General features: G+C 72.2%; 19 protein-coding genes. 12 read left to right on the plus strand and 7 right to left on the minus strand.

The features are described 5' to 3' along the window. Positions 1 to 70: 70 nt before the first annotated feature. The 3 genes from ABD331_RS04735 (at position 71) to ABD331_RS04745 (ending at position 7521) form a co-directional block, all read left to right on the plus strand. Complete coding sequence (locus tag ABD331_RS04735; RefSeq protein WP_344471006.1) at positions 71 to 3655, plus strand: protein kinase domain-containing protein; 3585 nt, start codon at positions 71 to 73, stop codon at positions 3653 to 3655. Positions 3656 to 3737: 82 nt separating this feature from the next. Beyond that, on the plus strand, positions 3738 to 6533 hold the full coding sequence (locus ABD331_RS04740) for a helix-turn-helix transcriptional regulator (protein ID WP_344471007.1): 2796 nt from the start codon (positions 3738 to 3740) through the stop codon (positions 6531 to 6533). 76 nt (positions 6534 to 6609) lie between these two features. Continuing rightward, positions 6610 to 7521: an alpha/beta hydrolase family protein gene (locus tag ABD331_RS04745; protein ID WP_425565936.1), complete on the plus strand. Its 912-nt coding sequence runs from the start codon at positions 6610 to 6612 to the stop codon at positions 7519 to 7521. Between the two features lie 50 nt (positions 7522 to 7571). Here the strand turns inward: ABD331_RS04745 and ABD331_RS04750 are convergent, their stop codons facing one another. Beyond that, positions 7572 to 8123 (minus strand): carboxymuconolactone decarboxylase family protein, encoded by a 552-nt coding sequence (locus tag ABD331_RS04750; protein WP_344471008.1) that lies wholly within the window; start codon positions 8121 to 8123, stop codon positions 7572 to 7574. A 131-nt stretch (positions 8124 to 8254) separates the two neighbouring features. Here ABD331_RS04750 and ABD331_RS04755 point away from each other — a divergent pair, with 131 nt between their 5' ends. Further along, a complete protein-coding gene (locus ABD331_RS04755) occupies positions 8255 to 9022 on the plus strand; it encodes a helix-turn-helix domain-containing protein (RefSeq protein ID WP_344471009.1) in 768 nt (255 codons plus the stop codon). Between the two features lie 20 nt (positions 9023 to 9042). Continuing rightward, positions 9043 to 9579, plus strand: coding sequence for a GNAT family N-acetyltransferase (locus tag ABD331_RS04760; RefSeq protein ID WP_344471011.1), 537 nt, complete (start codon positions 9043 to 9045; stop codon positions 9577 to 9579). On the opposite strand, the gene ABD331_RS04765 is transcribed toward ABD331_RS04760, so the two are convergent. Further along, the gene (locus tag ABD331_RS04765; RefSeq protein WP_344471012.1) at positions 9545 to 10246 is read right to left on the minus strand and encodes a DNA alkylation repair protein; all 702 of its coding nucleotides are present in this window, start codon (positions 10244 to 10246) and stop codon (positions 9545 to 9547) included. The two genes, ABD331_RS04760 and ABD331_RS04765, sit on opposite strands and share 35 nt — an antisense overlap. Positions 10247 to 10475: 229 nt before the next feature. On the opposite strand from ABD331_RS04765, the gene ABD331_RS04770 reads away from it, so the two are divergent. Continuing rightward, the gene (locus ABD331_RS04770; RefSeq protein ID WP_344471013.1) at positions 10476 to 11222 is read left to right on the plus strand and encodes a TetR/AcrR family transcriptional regulator; all 747 of its coding nucleotides are present in this window, start codon (positions 10476 to 10478) and stop codon (positions 11220 to 11222) included. Here the strand turns inward: ABD331_RS04770 and ABD331_RS04775 are convergent. The 3 genes from ABD331_RS04775 to ABD331_RS04785 form a co-directional block, all read right to left on the minus strand. After that, a complete protein-coding gene (locus ABD331_RS04775; protein WP_344471014.1) occupies positions 11212 to 11934 on the minus strand; it encodes a class I SAM-dependent methyltransferase in 723 nt (240 codons plus the stop codon). The genes ABD331_RS04770 and ABD331_RS04775 overlap by 11 nt on opposite strands. A gap of 61 nt (positions 11935 to 11995) precedes the next feature. Further along, a complete protein-coding gene (locus ABD331_RS04780) occupies positions 11996 to 12739 on the minus strand; it encodes an SDR family oxidoreductase (RefSeq protein ID WP_344471015.1) in 744 nt (247 codons plus the stop codon). Positions 12740 to 12755: 16 nt separating this feature from the next. Beyond that, the gene (locus ABD331_RS04785; RefSeq protein WP_344471016.1) at positions 12756 to 13217 is read right to left on the minus strand and encodes a carboxymuconolactone decarboxylase family protein; all 462 of its coding nucleotides are present in this window, start codon (positions 13215 to 13217) and stop codon (positions 12756 to 12758) included. A 146-nt stretch (positions 13218 to 13363) separates the two neighbouring features. On the opposite strand from ABD331_RS04785, the gene ABD331_RS04790 reads away from it, so the two are divergent. Continuing rightward, positions 13364 to 14278 carry an RNA polymerase sigma-70 factor gene (locus ABD331_RS04790; protein WP_344471017.1) on the plus strand — a complete coding sequence of 305 codons (915 nt, stop codon included), beginning with the start codon at positions 13364 to 13366 and terminating at the stop codon, positions 14276 to 14278. A 30-nt stretch (positions 14279 to 14308) separates the two neighbouring features. Here the strand turns inward: ABD331_RS04790 and ABD331_RS04795 are convergent, their stop codons facing one another. Next, positions 14309 to 15487, minus strand: a complete 1179-nt coding sequence (locus ABD331_RS04795) for an MFS transporter (RefSeq protein ID WP_344471018.1) — start codon at positions 15485 to 15487, stop codon at positions 14309 to 14311. Positions 15488 to 15566: 79 nt separating this feature from the next. Between ABD331_RS04795 and ABD331_RS04800 the strand changes: the two genes are divergently transcribed. Together ABD331_RS04800 and ABD331_RS04805 are read left to right on the plus strand one after the other, a co-directional pair. Further along, a complete protein-coding gene (locus ABD331_RS04800; protein WP_344471019.1) occupies positions 15567 to 16145 on the plus strand; it encodes a TetR/AcrR family transcriptional regulator in 579 nt (192 codons plus the stop codon). 137 nt (positions 16146 to 16282) lie between these two features. Next, positions 16283 to 17671, plus strand: coding sequence for a DUF7507 domain-containing protein (locus tag ABD331_RS04805; protein ID WP_344471020.1), 1389 nt, complete (start codon positions 16283 to 16285; stop codon positions 17669 to 17671). Positions 17672 to 17700: 29 nt separating this feature from the next. Here the strand turns inward: ABD331_RS04805 and ABD331_RS04810 are convergent, their stop codons facing one another. Further along, a complete protein-coding gene (locus ABD331_RS04810) occupies positions 17701 to 18150 on the minus strand; it encodes an Lrp/AsnC family transcriptional regulator (protein ID WP_344471021.1) in 450 nt (149 codons plus the stop codon). A gap of 164 nt (positions 18151 to 18314) precedes the next feature. Here ABD331_RS04810 and ABD331_RS04815 point away from each other — a divergent pair, with 164 nt between their 5' ends. From ABD331_RS04815 to ABD331_RS04825, 3 genes are all read left to right on the plus strand, one after another. Next, positions 18315 to 21668 (plus strand): indolepyruvate ferredoxin oxidoreductase family protein, encoded by a 3354-nt coding sequence (locus ABD331_RS04815; protein WP_344471022.1) that lies wholly within the window; start codon positions 18315 to 18317, stop codon positions 21666 to 21668. A 37-nt stretch (positions 21669 to 21705) separates the two neighbouring features. After that, on the plus strand, positions 21706 to 22845 hold the full coding sequence (locus ABD331_RS04820; protein WP_344471023.1) for an acyl-CoA dehydrogenase family protein: 1140 nt from the start codon (positions 21706 to 21708) through the stop codon (positions 22843 to 22845). Positions 22846 to 23073: 228 nt separating this feature from the next. Next, on the plus strand, positions 23074 to 23835 hold the full coding sequence (locus ABD331_RS04825; RefSeq protein ID WP_344471025.1) for a DUF6928 family protein: 762 nt from the start codon (positions 23074 to 23076) through the stop codon (positions 23833 to 23835). Positions 23836 to 23857: the final 22 nt, after the last annotated feature.

Genomic DNA, 23857 nt, shown 5'->3' on the forward strand with positions numbered 1-23857 from the left:
TTCCGTCAAGACAGCAGCTCTCCTGAAATCGCATCCGATGAATGGCTAGCGTTACTTCAGGGGTCTCTTCATGGCAGCCAATCTCCTCATCGCGCAGGACCCGCCGCAGATCGGCGCCTACCATCTCTGGCGCCGGCTGGGGGCCGGCGGGCAAGGCGTCGTGTACGAGGCCTACACCGCCTCCGGCGCGCCGGTCGCGGTGAAGCTGCTGCACCCGGGGGTGCCGCCCCGCCCGCCACGGCGCGAGGTGCAGACGGCGAGCATGGTCACCGGTCCCTGGATCGCCCAGGTCCTGGCCTTCGAGCTCGGGGAGCCGGCCTACATCGTCAGCGAGCTGGTCCGCGGCCCGGATCTCGGTGAGTTGATCGCCGACGGCGGCGCACTCGCCGGACCCGCCCTGGAGGCGCTGGCGTTCGCGGTCGCGGCGGCGCTCGCGGCGATCCACGCCGCCGGAGTGGTCCACAGAGACCTGAAGCCGGAAAACGTGATCATCGGCGAGAGCGGGCCTCGGGTGGTGGACTTCGGCCTGGCACGGCTGCTCGACCAGCAGCAGACCGAGTCGGGCGGCCAGCCGGGAACACTGCCTTACCTGGCCCCGGAGCTCATCAGCGCGGGCGACGACGACAGGGCTCGTCCCGCCGCCGACCTGTTCGCGTGGGGAGCGCTGCTGCTGTTCGCCGCGACGGGTCGCCACGAGTTCGAGCGCCAGGCCCCGGCAGCCGTCATCGACGCGTTGCGCTCGCACCACCCCGACGTGAGCGTCCTGCCCGAACGGTTACGCCCTTGGGCCGCCGCCGCCCTGTCCAAGACCCCTGAAGACCGGCCCACGGCGGCGCAGGTCACGGACGCGCTCCGGGACCGCTTGCAGGCGTCGCCGGCGATGCCGCGTTCCCGGCGCGACGGCCGGGCGTCTCCCGAGGAGACCGCGGAACTCTGTTTCTCCGGCCTGAGCCGGGAGCAGCAGGACGCTCTGCCCGCAGTCCTCCTGCGCATGGTCACTCCGGTGGACCACGCCGGCGACCCCGGATATCGGCCCGGAACCGTCGATCGCCGGGAGTTCGACGACACCGTGCCGGTGGACTCCGCCGTCCTGGACGATCTTCTGCGACGGGTGGAAGAGCGCGGCATCACCAGAAGCACCGCCGGCTCGGTCAGGATCAACTCCGCGGTGCTGTCCACCTGGGGCAGGCTGCGTGCCTGGATCTCCGACGAAGGTGCCGGTCTCGTCGAGTTCGACACCATCCGGCGCCGCGCCCGTACCTGGCGAGACGACAACAGCCCGCGAGCCCTTCTCGACCGCAAGCAGCTCGACAGCGCGAACCAGTGGGCCACGGCTCGTCACCACACGACGCTGAACGCCGCGGAACGCTCGTTCCTCGCCGAGAGCAACCGCGCCCGAGCCTGGGCCGCGTTCCGTAACGGGATCCTCTCCGTCGTCCTGGCGACGCTCCTCGTGGCCGCGATCGGTGGCGTCATCTGGGCAACGTACGAGCAGGACGTGGCGGGCCGGCAGCGGAACGACGCCGTCTCCCGGCAACTGGCGCTCGCCGCGGCCCAGCTCCGCGGCAGCGACGCCTCGCTGGCGATGCAGCTCAGCCTGGCCGCCTATCGACGCGCTCCGACGGCTCAAGCCCTCGGCAGCCTGCTCGATTCCACGGCCACGCACGCGGCGACCAGACTCCCCGGGCTGGTCCCCGCCGGTTCGGCCGCGCTCGCGCTGAGCGCCGACGGGAGCCTGCTGGCGACCGGAGGCGCCGACGGAGCAGCCGTCCTGCAGAACGTCGCAGACCCTCGCCACGCGGTCGTTCAAGGCCACGTCAAGCATGAGGACGGGCTCATCCTCAGCATGGCGTTCCATCCTTCCCTGGCCGTCCTGGCCACCGGGGGCAGCGACAAGAAGATCCGGCTGTGGAACGTCAGCGACCCGGCCAGGCCGGCGATGCTCGGGTTCCAGCTCGACGGAGGCGGCAAGGCCATCCAATCACTCGCCTTCCGCTCGGACGGCATGGTGCTGGCGGCCGGTAACGCCGATGGCACCATCCAGCTCTGGCGAACCTCGAACCCCCGGAATCCAAGTGCCTTGAGCGCGGCATTCCCCGGGCCGTGGCGGTCGAAGAAGGCCTCCGCGATCCGCTCAGCGATCTTCAGCCCGGACGGCCGCAGCCTGGTCGCCGGCAGTGCCGACGGCGGCGTCGGCAGCTACGACGTCGCCGAACCTGAGCGGCCGATGCCGACAGGCTCGAAGCTGACCGGCCCGGAGAGCGCCGTCTTCTCGCTCGCCTTCGACTCCAACGGCGCGACCTTGGCCGCCGGTGCGGGAGACGGGCAGGTGTGGCTCTGGGACACCACGGACATCTCACGTCCGAAGCCCGTCGTCCACGAGATCGAGCCTTCGGCCGGCCCCGTCAACTCTGTGGTCTTCAGCCCTCCGGGCGCCGAACTCGCCATCGGCAGTGCGGACGGCACCGCACGGATATGGGATCTGGGCAACGAGCAGACCACCGCCGTCCTGCCACACCCGGAAGCGGTCACAGGGCTGGCCTTCGGGCCGAAGGGGATTCTGGTCACGGCAGCCATCGACCGATTCACCCGCGTCTGGCACCTGCCCGGGCCGGCGCTCACCGGCCCTGCGGGCACCGTCTTCACCGTGGCCTACAACCGTGCCGGCACGATCCTCGCCGCCGGAAGCGACGACGGAAAGGTCTGGCTCTGGGACCTGACCGGACGCGAGGGCCCCGTCCGGCTGGAGCCGCTGGCGTCCACCGCCGGTCTCCAGTACGGCGGAACGGTGGCCTTCCACCCGGCCAAGGACCTTCTGGCCGTCGGAAGCATCACAGGCCCGGTTGAGCTCTGGGACATGACCAATCCTCACCATCCCCTGACCATCGGAGAGCCGCTGACCGGGCCCGGCCCGTACCTCCAGTCGGTGGTCTTCAGCCCCGACGGGGCCACCCTGGCCGCTGCGGGTAACGACAAGACGGTTCATCTCTGGGACGTGACCCACCCGGAGACACCCGAGCCTCTCCCATCTCTAGATGGCCCTGAAGACGCGATCATCCAGGTGGCCTTCAGCCCGTCCGGCCGGACGCTCGCCGCGGGCAGCCGTGACTACACCACGAGCCTCTGGGATCTGACCGACCTCAAGCACCCGAAACCGCTGGGGCTCCCGCTGTCCGGCCCCGACGGCGTCAACAGCGCCGTCACGTTCAGCCGTGACGGCAGCACGCTCGCCACCGGCAACGACGACAAGACCATCTGGCTCTGGGACGTCAGGAACCTGCAACGGCCGGCACGTCTCAGCGCTCCGCTGACCGGTCCGGTCGGCTCCCCGTTCTGGCTGGAGTTCAGCCCGGACGGCACCACGCTGGCCAGCGCCAACAAAGATGACACCATCACGGTGTGGAACATGACCGGGCCCTACCCGCCCACCCTCCGCGCAACGCTCACCGGGCCGACAGGAGACGTCCTCGCACTCGCCCACCACCCGGACGGCAAGACCCTGGCCGCCAGTGGCCACGACAGGACCGTCCGCATCTGGAACACCGACCCCGCCGCCGCCGCGACCTACATCTGCTCCATCGTCGGCACCCCGATCACCGAGGCCGAATGGCGCAGACATGCGCCGGGCGTCCCCTATGCCCCTCCCTGTCCTTGACGTCGTGACGGCCCTCGACCACGTATCGGTGAAATCACCGGTCTCCCTTTAAGTCCTGACATCTGCGCGTAACACTGGCGACGTGTCTTCTGACAAGCCTCTGTTACGCGGCCGGGGCGAGGAGGAACGCGCCCTGCTCCGGCTCCTCGACCACGCCCGCGACGGCTCCGGCGGAGCGCTGCTCCTGGCGGGCGCGCCCGGCATGGGCAAGACGGCGCTGCTCGACCTGGCCGTCGCGCACGCCGCCACCGGCTTCCGCGTGCTGCGGGTCTCCGGGGTGGAGTCGGAGTCGCGGCTGCCGTACGCCGGGCTGCACGGCCTGCTGCGTCCCGTCGCCGCCGGCGCCGCCTCCCTGCCCGCGTCCCTGCCCGGCGCGCAGGCGCGCGCGCTCATGTCGGCGCTGGAGTCAGGGACGGGGGCCGGTGGGCTGACGCTGCCCGCGGCGGTGCTCGGGCTGCTGTCGGCGGTGGCCGCGGAACGGCCGGTGCTGGCCTGCGTGGACGACGTCGATCTGCTGGACGCGGACAGCAGGCAGGTGCTGTCGTTCGCGGCCAGGCGGGTGTCGGGCGAGCCGGTGGCGCTGCTGTTCACGGCCAGGACCGGCGGGGCGAGCGGGCTGGACGGGGTGCCCGCGCGGACGCTGAGCGGGCTGGACGCGACCGCCGTGCGGGAGCTGGCCGGGGACCTGGCGGCGGGAAAGGTCGCCGAGGACCTGCTGGCGGCGCTCGACCAGATCGCCAGGGGCAACCCGCTGGCGCTGGCCGAGCTGATCGCCTCGCTCACCCCCGACCAGCTCGCGGGCCTGGCCGCGCCGCCCGTGACGCTGCCCAAGGGCGGGCGGTTGTGGCGCGAGCACACCCGCCGGCTCGCCGCCCTGCCCGCTGAGGCGCAGCGGCTGCTCCTGCTGATCGCCGCCGATCCGGGGCTCGACCTGCCCACGCTGATCCGGGCGGCCCGGCCCTCGTGCGCGCTCACGGTGCTGGAGCCCGCCGAGCGGGCTGGCGTCCTGCACTCGGCGGGCGACCGGTACGACTTCCGGGATCCGGCCATGCGGGGCGTCGTGTACTACGGCGCGTCCCTCCTGCGCCGCCGCAGCGGCCACCGCCTCCTGGCCAGCCTGCTCGGCGACGACGAGCAGGGCAGTGGAGAGGGCAGTGGGGAAGGCGGCGGGCAGGGCCGTGATTCGCAGCGCCTGCGCCGCGCCTGGCACCGGGCCTGTGCGCTGGACGGCCCGCCCGCCACCCTGGCCGACGACCTGGCCGCAGCCGCCCTGGACGCCCACCCCGCCCACACCCACCCCGAGCCCTACCTGGCCCTGGAGCGGGCAGCCGAGCTGACCGACCCGCACGACCCGGCCAAGGGCGAGCGCCTGGCCGCCGCCGCCCGGTACGCGTGGATGGCCGGACGCCCCCAGGTGGCCCGTTCGCTGCTGGCCAGGCTGCGTAACCTCACGGCCCCGGACGAGCTGCGCGCTCACGTCCAGCTCCTGCACGGCAGCCTGGAGCTGCTCGGCGGTGAGACGGGCAGCGCCCGCGAGGAGTTGCTGTCGGCGGCGACCTGGCTGCTGGAGAGCCACCGCATGCTGGGCGTGCGCGCGCTGGTGCGGGCGGCGGACGCCAGTTACCGGGCGGGCGACAACCGGGCGTTCATCGCGATCGCCCGCCACGCGGCCGCGCTGCGCCGCCCTGACGAGACGGTGCCGACGCAGCTCATGTTCGAGTATCTGGCCGGCATGGCGTCCACGTTCAGCGGCTCGCACCAGGAGGCGGCGGCGCCGTTGCGGCGGGTGGTGGAGCTGGCCGGGTCGGTGCGGGATCCGGCCGTGCTGGTGTGGGCGTGCGTGGCGAGCATGCTGCTGGGTGAGGACGCCACCGCGCACCGCCTGTCGGCCCGCGCCGTGGAGGCGGCCCGGGTGCGCGGCGCGGTCTCGGCGGTGCCGCAGCTCCTGGAGTACATGATCTATCCGGAGATCTGGATGGGCCGCTACCAGGCCGTGGCGGCGACCGCCGCGCAGGGGTTGCGGCTGGCGCAGGAGACCGGTCAGCTCAATACGGCGGCGCAGCATCTGGCGTGGCTGGCGATCACGGCGGCCGTGGAGGGCGACCAGGAGACGTGCCGGGTGCGCGCCGACGCCGCCATCGACCTGGCGGACGCGCACGACCTGGGCATCGCGGGCGCGATCGGCAACTGGGCGCTGGCGTATCTGGATCTGGCGGCGGGCCGTCCCGCCGACGCGGCCAACCGGCTGCGCGCGGAGCGCCGCAACAGCAACCACGTGGTGATCAGGGTCATGGCCACGCCGCACTTCATCGAGGCGTGCGCGCGTACCGGCGATCATGAGGCGGCGGGGGCGGCGCTGCGGGTGATGGAGCGCTGGGTAGGCAGCACGCGCAGCCCTGACCTGCGGGCGCTGGTGTCCCGCTGCCGGGCGCTGCTGGCCGGGCCCGGCGAGGCGGAGGAGCTGTTCAGGGAGGCGCTGGATCTGCACGGGCAGGGCGTGCACGAGTTCGAGGCGGCCCGTACCAGACTGTTGTACGGCAGCGCGCTGCGGCGCGACCGGCGCCCGGGGGCGGCCAGGACGCACCTGCACTCGGCGCTGGAGACGTTCGAGCGTTACGGCGCGCGCCTGTGGACCGAGCAGGCCAGGACGGAGCTGCGGGCCTCGGGCGACCCGGTGCGCCCGGTCCTCGACGCGACGACGGGCCAGCTCACGGCGCAGCAGTTGCAGATCGCCCGCATGGTCGCGGAGGGCGCCACCAACAAGGAGGTGGCCGAGCAGCTCTTCCTCAGCCGCCGCACCGTCGAGCACCATCTCAGGAACATCTTCAGCCGGCTGGGCATCCGCTCCCGCGTCGAACTGGTAAGGCTCATGTCCTGATTACAGGACCGGTGATTTCACCGATGCACGGCTTACTGCGCATCCGAACAATGGCGACAGACAGCAGTCACCCTCGATGAGCAGGGAGTATGACGACGTGCAGCTATCCACCCCCCGGTTCGGCGCGCGAACGTTGACCAAGCTCGCCCTCACCGTCTCTCTGGTCGGCGGCGCCCTGATGGCCGCCTCCCCCGCCCAGGCCCAGGGCCCGTACGAGCGGGGCCCCGACCCCACGGACGCCATCCTCGAAGCCAGCCGCGGCCCGTTCAGCACCGCGCAGACCAGCGTCTCCTCGGTGAGCGTGACCGGCTTCGGCGGCGGCACCATCTATTACCCGACGGACACCAGCCAAGGCACGTTCGGCGCGATCGCGATCTCGCCGGGGTACACGGCCAGGTGGTCCAGCCTGTCGTGGCTCGGCCCGCGGATCGCCTCGCACGGGTTCGTGGTGATCGGCATCGAGACCAACACGCTCTACGACCAGCCCGCGAGCCGGGGCCGACAGCTCCTGGCCGCGCTCGACTACCTGGTCGAGGACAGTTCGACGACGGTGCGCAGCCGTATCGACGCGTCGCGGCTCGCGGTGGCCGGCCACTCGATGGGCGGCGGCGGCACGCTGGAGGCGGCCAACGACCGGCCCTCGCTCCAGGCGGCGGTGCCGCTCGCGCCGTGGAACCTGACGAAGTCGTGGTCGGGCGTCCGGGTGCCGACGATGATCATCGGTGGTGAGAGCGACACCATCGCCCCGGTCTCTAGCCACTCCGAGCCGTTCTACACGTCCATCCCGTCGTCCTCGGAGAAGGCGTACCTGGAGCTGAACAACGCCAGCCACTTCTTCCCGCAGACCACGAACACCACGATGGCCAAGTCGATGGTGGCCTGGCTGAAGCGGTTCGTCGACGACGACACCCGCTACGAGCAGTTCCTGTGCCCGCCGCCCAGCGGGCTGTCGATCGAGGAGTACCGCAACACCTGCCCGAGCTCCTGATCACCCGTCCCGATGGCGGCCACCTGCCGGTGGCCGCCATCGGCCTTTGCTCAGACCTCCCAGGCCTTGGACGCGAGCGCGGCGTCGAGGGGCGTCCCCGTCACGCTGGCGACCCAGTTGGCCATGGACGTGAACGCGGCCTGCGTGATCACCTCCAGCACCTGGACCTGGGAGTATCCCGCGCCGAGCACCGCGTCCAGCTCCCGCCTCCCGACGAGCCCGCCGGTCCGCAGGACGGCCCTGGTGAACGCGGCCAGCGCGGAGGCCCGTTCGTCCGGCAGCTCGTCCTTGCCGGCCCGCAGCGCCTCGATCACCTCGGGCGCCAGGCCGGCCCGCTCGGCGAACGCGGTGTGGGCGGCCACCGACCAGGGGCACCGGTTCGCCACGCTGACCGCGATGCCCACGACCTCCCGCTCTGCGGCGGTGAGCGTGGACTGCCGCAGCGCCCGCTGGAGCTGGTTGAAGGCGTCGATCGCGACCGGGGAGCCGGCGATGTTCCCGGCCAGGTTGGGCACGAACCCCACCCGCTGCCGCAGCTCGCCGAGCGGCTGCCGGGACGCCTCCGGCGCCGATTCGACGGAGTGGACGGTGAAGACGGTCATCTCATGACCTCCATGGGATGGCCGGGGGCTCGGTCCCCCGGCCGGGATCCTCACTGTCGGCCGCCGCGCGGGGCGTTCCAATTCCCTGCCAGGGAAGTGCGCGCGGGCGCGGCAGGCCGTTCACTGTGAGGGTGAGCACCCCACTCGGTGACCTGCTGCGCCACTGGCGGCGGGTACGGCGGATGAGCCAGCTCGCCCTGGCCCACCACGCCCAGGTCTCGCCGCGCCACCTCAGCTTCGTGGAGAGCGGCCGTTCCACCCCCAGCCGGGAGTGGATCATGACGCTGGCGGGCGCGCTCCAGGTGCCGCTGCGCGAGCGCAACGACCTGCTCCTCGCCGCCGGGTACGCGCCCGCCTACCGGGAGAGCGCGATCGCCGGGCCCGCGATGGCCACCGTCCGGGCCGCCCTGGACCGCGCGCTGGCCCACCACGAGCCCTACCCGGCCGTGGTGATGGACCGCCACTGGAACCTCACCCAGGTCAACCGGCCCGCCGAGGTCATGTTCGGCTTCCTGCGCGGCAGCCCGCCCGCGACCGCCTCCGCGAACGTGATCAGGCTCATGTTCGACCCGCGCGAGCTGCGCCCGCACGTCTCCAACTGGGACGAGGTCGGCCCCGCCCTCATCCAGCGCGTGCACCGCGAGGCCGTCGGCGGCGTCCCCGACGCCATCACGCGGGCACTCCTGGAGGAGATCCTTCCTCCCGACCGGCGCGGCCCCGACCGCACGGCGCCGCTCCTGCCCGTCATCCCGGTCACCTTCGCCAAGGACGGCCTGAGCGTCAGCTACTTCTCCATGATCACCACGGTCGGCACCCCGCAGGACATCACCGCCCAGGAGCTGCGCGTCGAGAGCTTCTACCCCGCCGACCAGGCGACCGAGCGGCACCGCTGGGCGTGAAACCCGCATACGGTGACCCTGTGACGTTCACGATCTCCCCCGCCTCCCCCGCCTCTCCCGCCGACGCCGACGCGGTGGGTGAGATCCACGCGGAGTCCTGGAAAGCCGCCAACGCGAGCTTCTTCGCCCCGGCGTTCTTCGCCGAGGCCGTGCGGCGGCGCCGTACCAAATGGCACGACGTGCTCGCCGCGGACGACGGGAACACCGTCCTGCTCGCCGCGCGGGACGGCCGCCCGCTGGCCTTCTCCTACTTCGGCCCCTCGGCCACCCACCCGGGCGCCGCCGAGATCCACGGCTTCTACGGCCACCCCGACGGCTGGGGCAGCGGCATCGCGCAAGCCCTGATGGCCGCGACCCTCGACAGGATCCAGGCCGGCGGCTTCGACCGCGTCCACCTGTGGACGCTGCGCGACACCCCGCGGTCACACCGCTTCTACGCCAAGTGCGGCTTCACCGCGTCGGGCACCGTCCGCACCTACGACTACGGCGACGGCAACCCGCTCCACCAGGTCGAGTACGCCCTCATCCCTGAGTCTGGCGGCGCACCATCTCGTTGATCCAGATCGGCGCGTACGGCGACGTGCAGCCCGGGGAGGTCGGATAGTCCTTGAGCACCTCCAGGCGCTCGCCGATGCCCAGGGCGCGGGCGCGGTGCTCGGCGTGGTCGATGCCGATCTGCGCCAGGCAGTGGTTCATCGCCCACTGCAGGCGGTCGGGGGCGCCCTTCATCTCCGCCTCGATGACGTCCAGCAGCCCGGTCAGGTCGAGGCCGTCGGGCTGCTTCGTCACCCGCTCGGTGGTCAGCGCCCACCCGGCGCTCGCCACCACCGGATCCGGGTCGGCCGACCAGGCGCGGCGCAGCTCCTCGGCGTGCGGGCCCTTCTTGACCACGTAGTTCACCAGCCAGTCGTGCACCTTGGGCGCGCGGGCCTCACGCAGCATGGCGTCCAGCTCGTCGCGCTCGAACGCCTTCGGGCGGCAGATCAGCAGCGCCAGCAGCCTCGCCGCCGTGTCGCCCGTCTGCCAGAGCTGCCGGGCGAGGTCCTGCTGCGTCTTCAGCCGCTTCGCGACCGCGCGCAGCTTGCCGAGGTTCACGCCGTGGTCGTCGCCGTGCCTCTCGTTCACCTCGCGGACCCTCGGCTCTTCCAGCGCGGCCAGCTCGGCCAGCAGCTCGGCCACCGTCGTCTCGGCCACCTCGGCCCTCCCGTTCGTCGGACGCGACATGCAGCCTAGTACGCGCCCGGCGGGTGGTTCTGACGGTGCCGTTCGCCAGGGTCCCGCGCATGGCCGTTCGACCCACCACTGTCTGGCGCGGTGCTCGCGCTCAACCGCGTCAACGAGGAGCACGGCGAGGCCGCGTACGAGATCACCGACAAGTGGCGGGAGTGGTGACGCGCTGAACCGCGTTCAACGGCCTTGAACGCTGATCGGCGAGTTCCAGTACGGTGTGCGGATGCCTGTCTCAGACTCCTCCGACGGATCGGTGTGGCTGCGCCGCGAACGACCGCCGCGCGACCGCCAGCTCAGCCGCGGCCAGATCGTGGACGCGGCCGTGCCCGTGCTCGACGCCGAGGGCCACCGGGGCCTGTCGATGCGCCGCATCGCCGCCGACCTCGGGGTGACGGCCGGCTCGTTGTACTGGTACGTCCGCACCAAGGACGACGTGCTGGAGCTGGCGCTGGACCGGGTGCTCGGCGAGGTGGGAGCCGACCCGGACGAGCCCGACTGGCGGCTCGGGCTGGCGGGCCTGGCCCGCAACACCCGGACGATGCTGCTGCGCCACCGGTGGGCGCTGCTGGAGCTGACCGTCAGGCCGAACCTGGGCCCCAACGCGTTCACCCTGGCCGAGACCGGCCTGCGCCTCCTGTCACGGGCCGGCTTCGCCGACGCGGACCTCGACGCCGCCATGGCCACCGTCAACGACCAGGTCGTCGGCGCGGTGATCGCCGAGGTGGCCTGGCGCGACACGCTGACCCGCATGCGGCGCAGCGGGGTCGAGTGGAGCGAGCACGCCACCACCCTCTACCTGCGCGACGTCGCCGAACGGCATCCCCTGCTGGCCCGGCGGATGGCCGCCGCCAAGGGGAGCGACGCCGAGCGCGACAGCGAGCGGCGCTTCGAGTTCGCGCTGACGTGCCTGCTGGAGGGGCTGGCGGCGACGTGCCGCGCGGGGGCGGACAACGCGGCCGTCAGCCCCTGACGCACCGCAGCACGAGGAACACGGGGAACGCGGCGGCATCGGGCCGCCTCGCCGCCCACTCGGGGGCCGGCTCGGGCTCGGCGACCTCGTCCAGCCACAGGTCGTGGCGGCGCAACGCGTTGAGGTACGTCGAGAGCGTGCGGTGGTTCGCGCCCACCTGGCGGCGCAGCGACGACAGCTCGCCGTCCGCCCGCCACCAGCCCTCGTCGTGGTAACGCCCGCCGGTCGGCCACGAACCCGACACCTCCTGGGCGCCGGGGAAGCAGGGGTGCAGGATCGAGCAGGCGAACACGCCGCCTGGGCGCAGGGTGGCGGCGGTGGTCGCCAGGGCGCCGTCCAGGTCGTCGATGTCGGACAGGCCGAAACTGCAGACCACGACGTCGAACGCGCCCAGCTCCCGCAGCCCGGCGCTGGCGGCCGGGCCGGCTGTGACGTCCGTGTGGACGTAGCGGATGCCCATCGGCGACTCCCGCTCCACCGCCTCCGCCTTGGCGATCAGGGCGGCCGAGAGGTCGGCGCCCACCACCTCGGCGCCCCGGCGGGCCAGCGCCCGGCTGATCCGCCCGTGACCGCAGGCGATCTCCAGCACCCGCCGCCCCGCGACCGGCCCCACCAGGTCGAGCAGCCGCCGCGAGGCCGGATCGTCGATGTCGTCGGTCCAGCCGGCCGCGTAGAAGTCGGCGATGTCGTCGTACCGCGCGATACCTGCCATGCCCCGACCCTAGGCACGCGACGCCCAAGGCCGAAGCCCTGTTCGTCACGCGCGTAAGGGCTCAGGCGTCGAGCCACTCCTCGAAGGTCGGCCCGGCGAGCCTGGCGTGCGGCCCGGGCAGGAACCCGCCTTCGGCGGCGATCCCGGCATCGGGCATCCCGGAGCCGTCGACGCCGACGACCTTGATCCCCCGGCGCTCCCCGAGGAGCTGCGCCGCCTCCGACAGGATCTCCCTGCGGGGCCCGGCGACCTCGGGGATCGGACCGGACACGTCAGCGGCGAGCGCGAGATCGACCAGCGTCTCGGCCACCGTCCGGCAGGCCACGAGCTGGGCCGGCAGCGCCGGGACGTAGGCGACGTCCCCCTGCCGCCAATCCAGGAGCTGACCGACGAACTCGTGGAACTGCGCGGCCCGCAGCAGGCGAACCGGCAGCGGACCGGCCAGCAGCAGCTCCTCGTGCACCTTCTTGGCGGCGAGGAACCCGGCGGTGGCGTTGTCGACGCCGATGATGGACGCCGCGACGATCCGCGTGACCTCGGCCTTGCGGCCGTACTCGTGCAGGTTGCGGGCCGACGTGCGGAAGAACTCCGTCGCCGCCTCCTGGTCGGACGCGTGCCACGAAGCGACGTCGATGACGACCTCCGCCCCGGCGAGGGCGTCGGCGAGCCCTTCGCCGGTGATGATGTCCACGCCGGTGGCCCTGGACATCGGCACGACCCGGTGCCCTCGCTCGGCCAGGACCTCGACGACGTGACGCCCCAAACGTCCGGTGGCTCCCGCCACCGCGAACGTGATGCTGCTCATGTTGTGCGGGCCTCTCTTACTCGCTGTAGTTCTGGCCGGGGGGCATGCCGGGGATCGGCTTGGCGATGAGGGCGGCCGGGGTGAAGAAGCCGATGTGGGCGATCGCCATGATGAGCGACCACATCGCGCGGTCGTCGTAGAGCGCCGACGCCCTGCCGTACAGCTCGTCGGAGACGCGCTCCCCCGTCGGGTTCGGGGTGAGGACGGCTTCCACCAGCTCCAGCGCGATCCGTTCCGCGTCGGTGAAGCAGGTGGCGTCCCGCCAGGTGGCCACGGCGGTGACGCGCTCTTCCGGCTCGCCCAGCTTGCGGAGGTTGCCGGTCTCCCTGATGGTGAAGTACGTGCTGCCGAGGAGCTGCCCGGCGCGCAACTGCAGCAGGCTGACGGTGGTGGGCGGGATGGGGCCGTTCTGGAGAGCCTTGTGCAGGCCCGCGCCGACCTCCGCCATCTCGGGCAGGAACGGGAGGGGGTTGGGCATGCGCGATCGAATGGCTGAGGTGGACATGGTGGGATTCCCTTCTGGACGGTACGAGCAAGAGATCCCGCCGCCATGGCGCGTGTGACTGTGACATGCGCCACCGGCCGCCGGTGTCACAAGGCGGCGGGGAGCGGGATCGTATGGACATGAGCGAACGAAGCGAGCACCCGGCGGCCACCCGCATGGACGCGGCCACCGAGGCGTTCGTCGCCCACCGCAACCTGCTGTTCACCCTCGCCTACGAGATGCTGGGCTCCGCGACCGACGCCGAGGACGTCCTTCAGGAGACCTGGCTGCTGTGGGCGGGCGTCGAGCTCGGCACGGTGCGGGACCGGCGCGCGTACCTGATCCGCATCGCCACCAGGCAGGCGTTGAAGCGGCTGCGCACGCTGGGGCGGCGCAGGGAGACCTACGTCGGGCCGTGGCTGCCCGAGCCGCTGCTGACCGCGCCGGACGTGGCCGAGGACGTCGAGCTGGCCGACAGCGTGTCGATGGCGATGCTGCTGGTCATGGAGACGCTCACGCCGACCGAGCGGGCCGTGTTCGTGCTGCGCGAGGTGTTCGACCTGGACTACGAGGAGATCGCGCAGGCCGTCGGCAAGACCCCGGCCGCGGTACGGCAGATCGCCCACCGGGCGCGGTCACACGTCTCGGCCCGCCGGCCGCGCGGCACCGGCTCCCCTGCCGAGCACCGGGCCGCGCTCCAGGCCTTCCAGCGGGCGGTCGAGACCGGGGAGCTGCAGAGCCTGCTGGACGTCCTCGCGCCGGACGTGGTCGCGCTGAGCGACGGCGGCGGGATCAAGCACGCCCTGCTGCGGCCCGTCGTGGGGGTGGAGAACGTGGCCCGGCTGCTGGCCGTCGGCTGGTGGAAGCGCGACGGTAAGAGGTCGGTGGAGCTGGTGCAGATCAACGGCGGGCCGGGGCTGCTGGTGCGGATCGACGGGGAGATCGACGGGGTGGTGGCGGTGCGGGTCGAGGACGGCTACGTCACCGGGGCCTACCACGTCCGAAACCCCGAGAAGCTGTCACGCGTGGAACGGGAGACCGCCGTGACACGGTGATCTCACTGGGCGCGCCCGAGCACCAGTCCTTCACTTGGCGCGCCCGGCCAGCCAGAAGAGCATGAGGGCGACCAGCTCGACACCGGCCGCGACCGCGGGCAGCCACCCGCTGCCGTGCCCCGCCAGCACCAGCCCACCGGCCGCGCCCCCGCCCGACACCCCGACGTACACGGCGCTGCTGTTGAGCGCGAGCGCCTGCGGCCCCGCGGGCCCGGCGAGGGCGAGCAGGCGGGTCTGCGCGGGCGGCGGGATCCACCACGACACGCCCGCCCACACGACCAGCAACGGCAGCACCGCCACCAGCGGCACGGGCCCCAGCCACCAGCAGCCGCTCAGGACGGCCATCACCCCCGCGAACCCGGCCACCCCGACGACCAGCGCCCGATCGGCCCCCCACCGGTCGGCGGCCCGCCCACCGAGCTGCCCGCCCGCGAACCCCGCGACCCCGGCCAGCACGAACACCCATCCCAGCTCGCCCGGCCCCGCCCCCGACAGGTCGTGCAGGAACGGCGCGAGGTAGGTCAGCACCATCATGCTGCCCAGCACGATCGCCACGATCCCGAGCAGCCCGAGCAGCACCTGCGGCCGGGCCAGCGGAGCCAGCCGGTCGCGGATCGGCATGGCGGGAACCGGCGGCGTCTCGGGCAGCGTCGCCCTGATCGCCACCAGCGCGACCAGCCCCAGCGCCCCGCCGGTCACGAACGTGGCCTGCCAGCCGAACGCGCCGCCCACCCAGGTGCCGATGGGCACGCCGAGCGCGAGCGACCCGGTCAGCCCGCCCATGACGAGCGCCAGGTAGCGGCCCTGACGTCCTTCGGGGGCGAGGGTGGTGGCGATGGCGTACGCGGCGGGCACGACGGCCGCCGCGGCGACCGCGGCCAGCACCCGCAGGCCCATGAGCAGCGCGTACGAGTCCGTGAACGCCGCCGCCCAGTTGGCCACGACGAACAGCGTCAGCGCGCCGGTGATCAGCCCGCGCCGCGGCCAGGTGGCGGTCACCACGGAGGCGACGGGCGCGGCCAGCGCGAACGCGAGCGAGAAGGCGGTGACGAGCTGGCCTCCCGCCGCCTGGCTGACCCCGAGGTCCGCGGAGACGGCGGGCAGCACCCCGGCGATCACGTAGTCGTCGGTGGCGAAGGTGAAGGTGGTGAACACCAGGGCGAGCAGCCAGGCGGGCAGCCGGGCGCGCTGCCGTACGGCGACAGGCATGGGGATCCCCTCGATAAAGGTAACAAGTGTTTCCCCATTAGGGTAACAGTCGTCACCTCAACCTCGAAGGAAATGAGCGATGGCCAGGACCGCCGACCCGCACCGCCGCGCGGAGCTGCTCGACCAGATCGTCGACTACCTGGCCGGACACGGCCTCTCGACGTTGTCGATGCGTCCGCTGGCGCAGCATCTGGGCAAGTCCACGCGGGTGCTCACCCACCACTTCGCCGACAAGGAGGCCCTGCTGTCGGCCACCATGGAGCGCCTGGACGAGCGCCACCGGTCCTGGCTGCGCTCGCTGCCGGGCTGGTCGGGGGCCGACAGCGTGGGCACGATCATCCGGCGCACCTGGGACTGGCAGACGCGGGAGGAGAACCTGCCGGTGGCCCGCCTGATCCACGAGATCGAGGGGCTGGCGGCGGCGGGCAAGCTGGCCGGGCACGTGCCCAGGCTGCTGGCCGACCGGTCGGAGTTCGTGGCGGGGCTGCTGCGGGAGCGCGGCGTCGCCGAGGCCGACGCCCTGCGCATCTCCACGCTGGCCAACTCGGCTTACACGGGGTTGCAGATCGACTTTCTCACCACCGGGGATCGCGAGCGGGTGGAGGGTGCGCTGGACCAGCTCTGCGCGCTGGTGGACGAGTGGGTCGCCGCCGCCTGAGTCGCACGGCCGTCTGGGCAAAGACTCCGCCATGGCGGCGCATGGTTGCGGTCGGACCGGCCACGCGGGCCCGGCGGGCGGTAGGAGGCTGGCCGTCGGGTCGAGCAGGCACGGACGGCACCAGGCGGGGGTAGGACATGGGCGGCAGGCCCGGGATCGCGGCGCTCATCGTACTCATCGCACTGGTCGCGCCGACCGGCGGCGGCTGGGCCACACCGGCGTCGGCCTCCGACCACGCCCCCACCCCCGCGACCACCGGCACGGCACCCTCCACCGCCGCGCTCGCGACACCCGCCGCACTCGCGACCACCCGCACGACACGCGCCGCACTCGCGACCGCCCTTACGGAACCCGCCGCAGTGGCGACCACCCGCGCAGCGCCCTCCACCGCCGCGCCCGCCAACGCGACTCTCGCCTCGCCTCAGCCGGGCCCGAACGCGCCCTCACGCCCCGGCCCCGACCCGGTCGCGCCGCCGCCGGGCGCCGACCCCGCTCCGCCGCTGCCCGAGGACCCCGTCGCGCCCCCGTCCCCCCTCGGCCCCAGCCTCCACGTCACCGGCGACCTCACCCCGGTGATCGCCGGCACCCGCTCCGCCTACACCCTCACCATCACGAACACCGGCGACCAGCCCGCCAACGACGTCATCCTCGCCGCGATCCTCGACCACAACCTGACCCCCGGCCCCCTCCCCTCCGGCTGCTCCCTCACCGGCCGCACCGTCACCTGCGGCGGCCCCGGCCTGACGATCCGCCCGGGCCGGAGCACCACGTACGAGCTGCCCATCACCACCGACCCCGCCCTCAGGAACGGCACCCCCCTCACCACCCGCGCCCACGTCACCGCCCCCGGCACCCCCGACGACGAGACGCAGCTCACCACCGAGGCCGTGACCAGGGCGGACGTCGAGCTCCGCAAGACCGCCCCGCCCTCCACCCCTCAGGACGGCACCATCACCTACACCCTGACGGTCACCAACCACGGCCCCTCGCAGGCGACGGACGTCACGGTGCAGGACCCCACCCAGGCGACGATCGCCACCCGCCCCGCCGAGTGCCCGGGAGGCGGCTCCACGCTCTCCTGCCCCATCGGCCAGCTCCCCCCGAACGAGAGCAGGACGCTCACGTTCACGGTCACCCCCACCACCACCGGCGTGATCGAGAACTGCGCGACCGTCAGCACCGCCGACCGCGAGCAGCGCACCACCGACAACCGCTCCTGCGCCGACACGCTGGTCGAGCCCGCCCCGTCCCCCTCCGGCAGCCCCAGGAAGATCGAGCCGGGCAAGAAGGCGCACGACGCCCCGATCGACATCCCACTGCCCTCGGATCCCGCCCCGGCCGCCCCCACCGGCAAGGCCGCCGCCGACCGCGACGACGTGCCGCCGCCCGCGCACCACGCGAGCCCCGAGCTGCCCCTGACCGGCGCGTCCTTCTGGATGCTCGGCCTGGGCGTGGCGGTGCTGCTGGCGATCGGCCTGCTCGTACGCTACTTCTCCCGCCGCGACGAGCCCGGGCCGGAAAGCTGACACACCCGCCCCAGCACCGACGCATCCCATCACGGCACAGGGGAATTCCCGGTCCACGACCCCAGCACGAGCAGCGTCTTGGTGCCCGTGACGTCCCCGGCCCGCCGCAACCGGTCGATGACCTGCTGCAGATGCCCGAGATCCCGCACCCGCACGTGGATCAGCGCGTCCGGATCCCCCGCGATCGTGAACACGGCCTGCACCTCGGGCACGTCCGTCGCGGTGCGGATGATCTCGGCGACCGGCGTCGTGCCCGGGTACCGCAGCTCGGTGAAGGCCTCGATGCCCCACCCCAGCTTGGCGTAGTCGATCTGCACGGTGAACCCGGTGATCACGCCCAGCTCCTTGAGCCGGTCCACCCGCCGCTTGACCGCCGCCACGGACAGCCCGATACATTCGGCCATCTCGGAGAACGTCCGGCGCCCGTCCTCCCGCAGGAGCCGGAGCACCCGGTGATCGATCTCGTCCAGCTCAGGCACGGAGAACGCCTCCTTCAGGCGCAAATAACATCATCCACGAAGCCCATGAACTCATATTGTTTGCGTCTTCAGCCCACTTTCTCATCTAATACTTGCGCATGTCATGCCCGCGTTGCTGTGCTGGGAATCACCAAGCGAGCACGTACGACACCCAGGAGGTCCGCGTGAGCGTGAGCGAGACTCCCGCCCCCGTGTCGCTCGACGACAAGTACACCGCGCTCGACGGCCGGGTGCTCATCTCCGGCATCCAGGCGCTGGTCCGGCTGACGCTGGAGCAGCGCCGCCTGGACGAGGCGCGCGGCCTCGACACCCGCGCGTACGTCACCGGCTACCAGGGCTCGCCGCTGGGGGGCGTGGACCTGGAGATGGGCCGGGCGAAGCGGTTCCTGGACGAGGCGGGCGTGGTGTTCCGGGCCGGCCTGAACGAGGAGCTGGCGGCCACGGCGGTGGCCGGGACGCAGCTCCTGGAGCAGGTGCCGGGCCGCCGGCACGACGGCGTGACCGGCTTCTGGTACGGCAAGAACCCCGGCCTCGACCGGGCCGCCGACGCCATCAGGCACGCGAACGCGGCGGGGACGGCCCCGCTGGGCGGCGCGGTGGCCTGGATCGGCGACGACCCGGGCTGCAAGTCCTCCACGCTGCCCAGCTCGTGCGAGCCGATGTGCCAGAGCCTGTCCATGCCGCTGCTGGCGCCGGGGTCGGTGGCGGAGATCATCGAGTTCGGGCTGCACGCGGTGGCGATGTCGCGGATGAGCGGCCTGTGGGTGGGGCTGAAGATCGTCGCGGACATCGCCGACGCCTCCGCCACCGTGGACCTCGCCCCGTTGCGCGCGGACGTCCCCGTCCCGTCCGGCAGTTCGCGGGGGGCGGCGCCCATCCTGCTCGGCCCGGCCGCCCTCGACGCCGAGCACGACATGCTCACCCGCCGCCTCGACCTGGCCCGCGAGTACGCGCGCACGCACCGGCTGAACCGGGTCATGGCGGGCGCGGGCAACACGACCCTGGGGGTGCTCGCCTCCGGCGCGACGTACGCGGTGGTCGAGCGGGCGCTGGAAGACCTGGGCCTGGACGCCGAGAAGGCCGGGCTGCGGCTGATCAAGCTCGGCATGCCGTTCCCCATCGCCGCCGACGAGCTGGCGGCGATGACCGCCGACCTGGACAAGGTGCTGGTCGTCGAGGACAAGGTGCCGTTCCTGGAGGGCCATCTCAAGCAGGCGCTGTACGGCGGCGAGCGCACCCCGTCCGTCGTGGGCCGCGAGCTGCTCACGGCGCGCAGCACCCTCAGCGCCGAGGACGTGGCCAGGGCCATCGCCACCTGCCTGGGCGTCGAGGCGCCCCGCAAGCCCAGGCGGCGTGGGCTGCTGCCGGTGGTGGCGGCGCGCACCCCGTACTTCTGCTCGGGCTGCCCGCACAACACCTCCACCCGCACCGCCGACGACACGCTGGTCGGCGTGGGCATCGGCTGCCACGCCATGATCGCGCTGGACGGTCACGGGCGCGGCACCCAGGTCGGCATCACGCAGATGGGCGGCGAGGGCGCCCAGTGGATCGGGCTGTCCCCGTTCACCGAGGACCGGCATTTCGTGCAGAACCTGGGCGACGGCACCTTCCACCACTCCGGCTCCCTGGCGATCAGGGCCGCCGTCGCGGCGGGGGTGCCGATGACGTACAAGCTGCTCTACAACGACGCCGTCGCCATGACGGGCGGCCAGCGCGCGGAAGGCCGCCTCGACGTGCCCGCGCTCACCCACGAGCTGGCCGTCGAGGGCGTGCGCAGGATCGTGATCACCACCCCTGAGCCCGGGACGTACCGGGGGGTGCGGCTGGCGGGCATCGCCTCCGTCCGCCACCGCGACGACCTGGCCGAGGTGGAGAAGGAGCTGGCGGCGCTCGGCGGCGTGACCGTCCTGATCCACGACGACCGCTGCGCCGCCGAGGAACGCAGGCTCCGCAAACGCGGCAAGCTGCCCACCCCCACCCGTAAGGTCGTGATCAACGAGCGCGTCTGCGAGGGTTGCGGCGACTGCGGCGACGTCTCCACGTGCCTGTCCGTGCAGCCTGTCGAGACGGAGTACGGCCGCAAGACCCGCATCCACCAGGCCTCCTGCAACTCCGACGAGAGCTGCCTCAAGGGCGACTGCCCGTCGTTCCTCCTCGTGGAGCCGGGCACCCGCGTGGGACGTTCGCGCACGACGCCGCCACCGCTGCCCGTGGAGTCGCCCGAGCCGGTCACCGCGCACCGCGACGAGGTGCTGATCAGGATGCCCGGCATCGGCGGCACCGGCGTCGTCACCGTCTCGCAGATCCTGCAGATGGCCGCCCACCTCGACGGCCTGCACGCGGCGGGCCTCGAACAGACCGGGCTCGCGCAGAAGGGCGGCCCCGTCGTCAGCGACGTGCGGATCGGCAAGCAGGCGCCGACCGGCTCCATCCGCGCCTCGCGCGGCAGCGTCGACGTGCTCATCGGCTTCGACGTGCTGGGTGCGGCAGCGGACGCCACCCTCGACGTGGCCTCCCCTTCACGCACAGTCGCCGTACTCAACACCTCCTTGGTCCCCACCGCCGCCATGGTCACCGGCCGCACGCCCGTACCGGGCCACTCCGCCGCGGTGTCGCGCGTGGAAACGGCCACCCGCGACCAGGTCTGCCTGGACGCGCACGCCCTGTCCGAAGCGCTCTTCGGCGACCACATGCCCGCCAACCTCCTGCTCCTCGGCGCCGCCTACCAGCACGGCTGCCTGCCCGTCAGCGCGTCCGCGATCGAGCAGGCCATCACCCTCAACCGGGCCGCCGTCGAGCAGAACCTGGCCGCCTTCCGCTGGGGCCGCGCCGCCGTCTCCCACCCGGACGCCGTACGCCAGGCGCTCCTGGGCGAGGCCGCCGCCTCGGAGCCGCAGGATCTGGACGACGTGATCGCCACCCGCGTCGCCGACCTGACCGGCTACCAGAACGCCACCTACGCCCGCACGTACGCCGACGACGTCCACCACGTGCGCACGCTGGCCGCCGAACGGGCAGGCGAGGCGGCGGGCGCCGCGATCACCCTCGCCTACGCGCGCGGCCTGCACAAACTGATGGCCTACAAGGACGAGTACGAGGTCGCCCGCCTGCACCTCGACCCGGCGGAGCAGGCGCGCCGCGAGCACGAGTTCGGCGCGGACGCGGTCGTGTCAGTGCTCCTCCACCCGCCGGCGCTGCGCGCGATGGGCATGAAGCGCAAGATCAAGGTACGCCGCTCGGCCGGGGTGCTGTTCCGCGGCCTGCGGGCGGCCCGCGTGCTGCGCGGCACCGCCTTCGACCTGTTCGGCCGCGCCGGCGTGCGCCGGGTCGAACGCGAGCTGATCCCCGAGTACCGCGACCTGGTCCGCACCGCCCTCGACCGCCTCACCCCTTCGAACGCCGCCGCCGTCGAGGAACTCGCGGGCCTGCCGGACGTGATCCGGGGGTACGAGGACATCAAGCTCGCCCGGGTCGCCGAGTTCCGCGAACGCGCCACAAAGGCTTTGAACAACCTCTGACAGCCCTCCTTCAACAGAACCTCCAACAGGAGTGACCGTGACAGTCGACCGCCTGCTCCCCGACCAGGACGCCAAGGACCTCATCGACCTGACCAGGGAGATCGCGGACAAGGAACTGGCCCGCCGGGTGGACGACCACGAGCGCGCCGAGACGTACCCGGAAGGCCTGTTCGCCACGTTGGGCGCGGCAGGCCTGCTCGGCCTCGCCTACCCGGAGGAGTACGGCGGCGGCGCACAGCCGTACGAGGTCTACCTCCAGGTCCTGGAGGAGCTCGCGATGCGCTGGGCCTCCGTCGCGGTGGCCACCAGCGTCCACACCCTCGCCTGCTTCCCCGTCTTCGCGTACGGCACCCAGGAGCAGCGCGACAAGTGGCTCCCCGACATGCTGGCCGGCCACCTCATCGGCGGCTACAGCCTCTCCGAACCCCAGGCCGGCTCCGACGCCGGCGCCCTGACCTGCAAGGCCGAACGCGTCGAAACCGGCTACCGCATCACCGGCAACAAGGCCTGGATCACCCACGGCGGCATCGCCGACTTCTACGCCCTCTTCGCCCGCACCGGCACCGGCTCCCGAGGCATCTCCTGCTTCCTCGCCCCGGGCTCAGCCGACGGCCTCACCTTCGGCCGCCCCGAGGAGAAGATGGGCCTGCACGCCGTACCCACAACCAGCGCCCACTGGGACGGCGCCGTCCTGGAGGCCGACCGCCTGATCGGCGAGGAGGGCCAGGGACTCCAGATCGCCTTCAGCGCCCTCGACTCCGGCCGCCTCGGCATCGCCGCCTGCGCCACCGGCCTCGCCCAAGCCGCCCTGGACGAGGCCGTCGCTTACGCGAAGGAACGCCAGACGTTCGGAAAGGCCATCATCGACCACCAGGGGCTGGGGTTCCTCCTCGCCGACATGGCGGCTGCCGTGGACAGCGCCCGGGCCACCTACCTGGATGCGGCTCGGCGGCGGGACGCCGGACTGGCTTACAGCCGGCAGGCGAGCGTGGCGAAGCTGGTGGCTACCGATGCGGCCATGAAGGTCACCACGGATGCTGTGCAGGTTTTCGGGGGGTATGGGTATACGCGGGAGTTTCGGGTGGAGCGGTACATGCGAGAGGCGAAGATCATGCAGATCTTTGAGGGCACCAACCAGATTCAGCGCCTGGTGATCAGCCGCCACCTGGCCAAGTAGCCCCTGACATGCGGAAACCCCGCTTCCCTGTGCGGGGAGGCGGGGTTCTTTGGCTTGGGAGCGGGCCCTAGATGATCACTGTTCCGTCCCTGTTCCGTGAGACGCGGCGCAGAAACCAGCCTGTTCCTGAACAGAGTCCTGGTGGGGGCTTTCGAGACCAGCCGACTCGTGTCGTCCTCAGCGGATAAGGTGCAGGCCTTTGCTGGTTGGAGATTCTGGAGGGGCGGGATGGGCGCGAAGACAGCGTTGCTTGCGTTCGCTGAGGGTGACATCCGACCCGCGCTGTTGGGCGCGACGCGCTCGGAGCGGGCTGAGACCGAGGCGTTGGTCCGTCAGGTTCACCCAGGTTATGAGGTCGCGCCCGCCGAGGACGGCACGTTGTGGGACTGCGTCTACCCGCCTGACGACGTCACGTACGCCACCGCACTGGCCGGGGCCGAGCTGTTCTGTGATCGCAGGCTCGTGCTCGATCGTCCGTCTGAGTTGCCTGAGCATCTGCTCAAGGCCGGTGCGGGCAGGCGGATCATCATGCATGGGATGCACTCGGTGGTGGACTGGCTTGCTTTCGCGGTCTGGGAGGACGGGGTGCTGGTGCGCTCGCTGAGCCTGTCGCCCGATGGGGGTATCCAGGAGAACATCGGCGAGCCGTACGACTTCGAGCTGCCGTACTGGGCGGGCGAGCATCCTGTCGAGTCCGTGCCGGGCTGGCCAAATCAGGATCCCTACCCACTGCCGTTCCATCCCCTTGAGCTGGGCGAGGATGCGTTGCACGCGTTGTTTGGCTTCGTGATAGAGGGAGCTCCCGACCCCGGCCATGTCGATACGGCCGGTCTTCACCTGCACGGGTTCCGAGTGACCGACCCGTCGGGCAGGGAACAGGCGGAACGGGAAGCCATGTACGCCGAGGCACGGCGGACCATGGGTCCACCGCGGATATTCCGGATGGGACCGGACGGGACGATGCAAGAAGTTAGCTTCGACAGCCTCTGACATCTGTGCCTGGCCGGCGCTC

It is taken from the genome of Nonomuraea monospora, assembly GCF_039531895.1.
Classification (GTDB): domain Bacteria; phylum Actinomycetota; class Actinomycetes; order Streptosporangiales; family Streptosporangiaceae; genus Nonomuraea; species Nonomuraea monospora.

Excerpts from the sequence above, each read along its gene's own strand:
- ABD331_RS04825 (WP_344471025.1), top strand. The coding sequence starts at position 23,074 with ATGGGCGCGAAGACAGCGTTGCTTGCGTTCGCTGAGGGTGACATCCGA.
- ABD331_RS04800 (WP_344471019.1), top strand. The coding sequence starts at position 15,567 with ATGGCCAGGACCGCCGACCCGCACCGCCGCGCGGAGCTGCTCGACCAG.
- ABD331_RS04790 (WP_344471017.1), top strand. The coding sequence starts at position 13,364 with ATGAGCGAACGAAGCGAGCACCCGGCGGCCACCCGCATGGACGCGGCC.
- ABD331_RS04735 (WP_344471006.1), top strand. The coding sequence starts at position 71 with ATGGCAGCCAATCTCCTCATCGCGCAGGACCCGCCGCAGATCGGCGCC.
- ABD331_RS04785 (WP_344471016.1), bottom strand. The coding sequence starts at position 13,217 with ATGCCCAACCCCCTCCCGTTCCTGCCCGAGATGGCGGAGGTCGGCGCG.
- ABD331_RS04750 (WP_344471008.1), bottom strand. The coding sequence starts at position 8,123 with ATGACCGTCTTCACCGTCCACTCCGTCGAATCGGCGCCGGAGGCGTCC.
- ABD331_RS04805 (WP_344471020.1), top strand. The coding sequence starts at position 16,283 with ATGGGCGGCAGGCCCGGGATCGCGGCGCTCATCGTACTCATCGCACTG.
- ABD331_RS04770 (WP_344471013.1), top strand. The coding sequence starts at position 10,476 with ATGCCTGTCTCAGACTCCTCCGACGGATCGGTGTGGCTGCGCCGCGAA.
- ABD331_RS04795 (WP_344471018.1), bottom strand. The coding sequence starts at position 15,487 with ATGCCTGTCGCCGTACGGCAGCGCGCCCGGCTGCCCGCCTGGCTGCTC.
- ABD331_RS04745 (WP_425565936.1), top strand. The coding sequence starts at position 6,610 with ATGAGCAGGGAGTATGACGACGTGCAGCTATCCACCCCCCGGTTCGGC.
- ABD331_RS04765 (WP_344471012.1), bottom strand. The coding sequence starts at position 10,246 with ATGTCGCGTCCGACGAACGGGAGGGCCGAGGTGGCCGAGACGACGGTG.
- ABD331_RS04780 (WP_344471015.1), bottom strand. The coding sequence starts at position 12,739 with ATGAGCAGCATCACGTTCGCGGTGGCGGGAGCCACCGGACGTTTGGGG.
- ABD331_RS04775 (WP_344471014.1), bottom strand. The coding sequence starts at position 11,934 with ATGGCAGGTATCGCGCGGTACGACGACATCGCCGACTTCTACGCGGCC.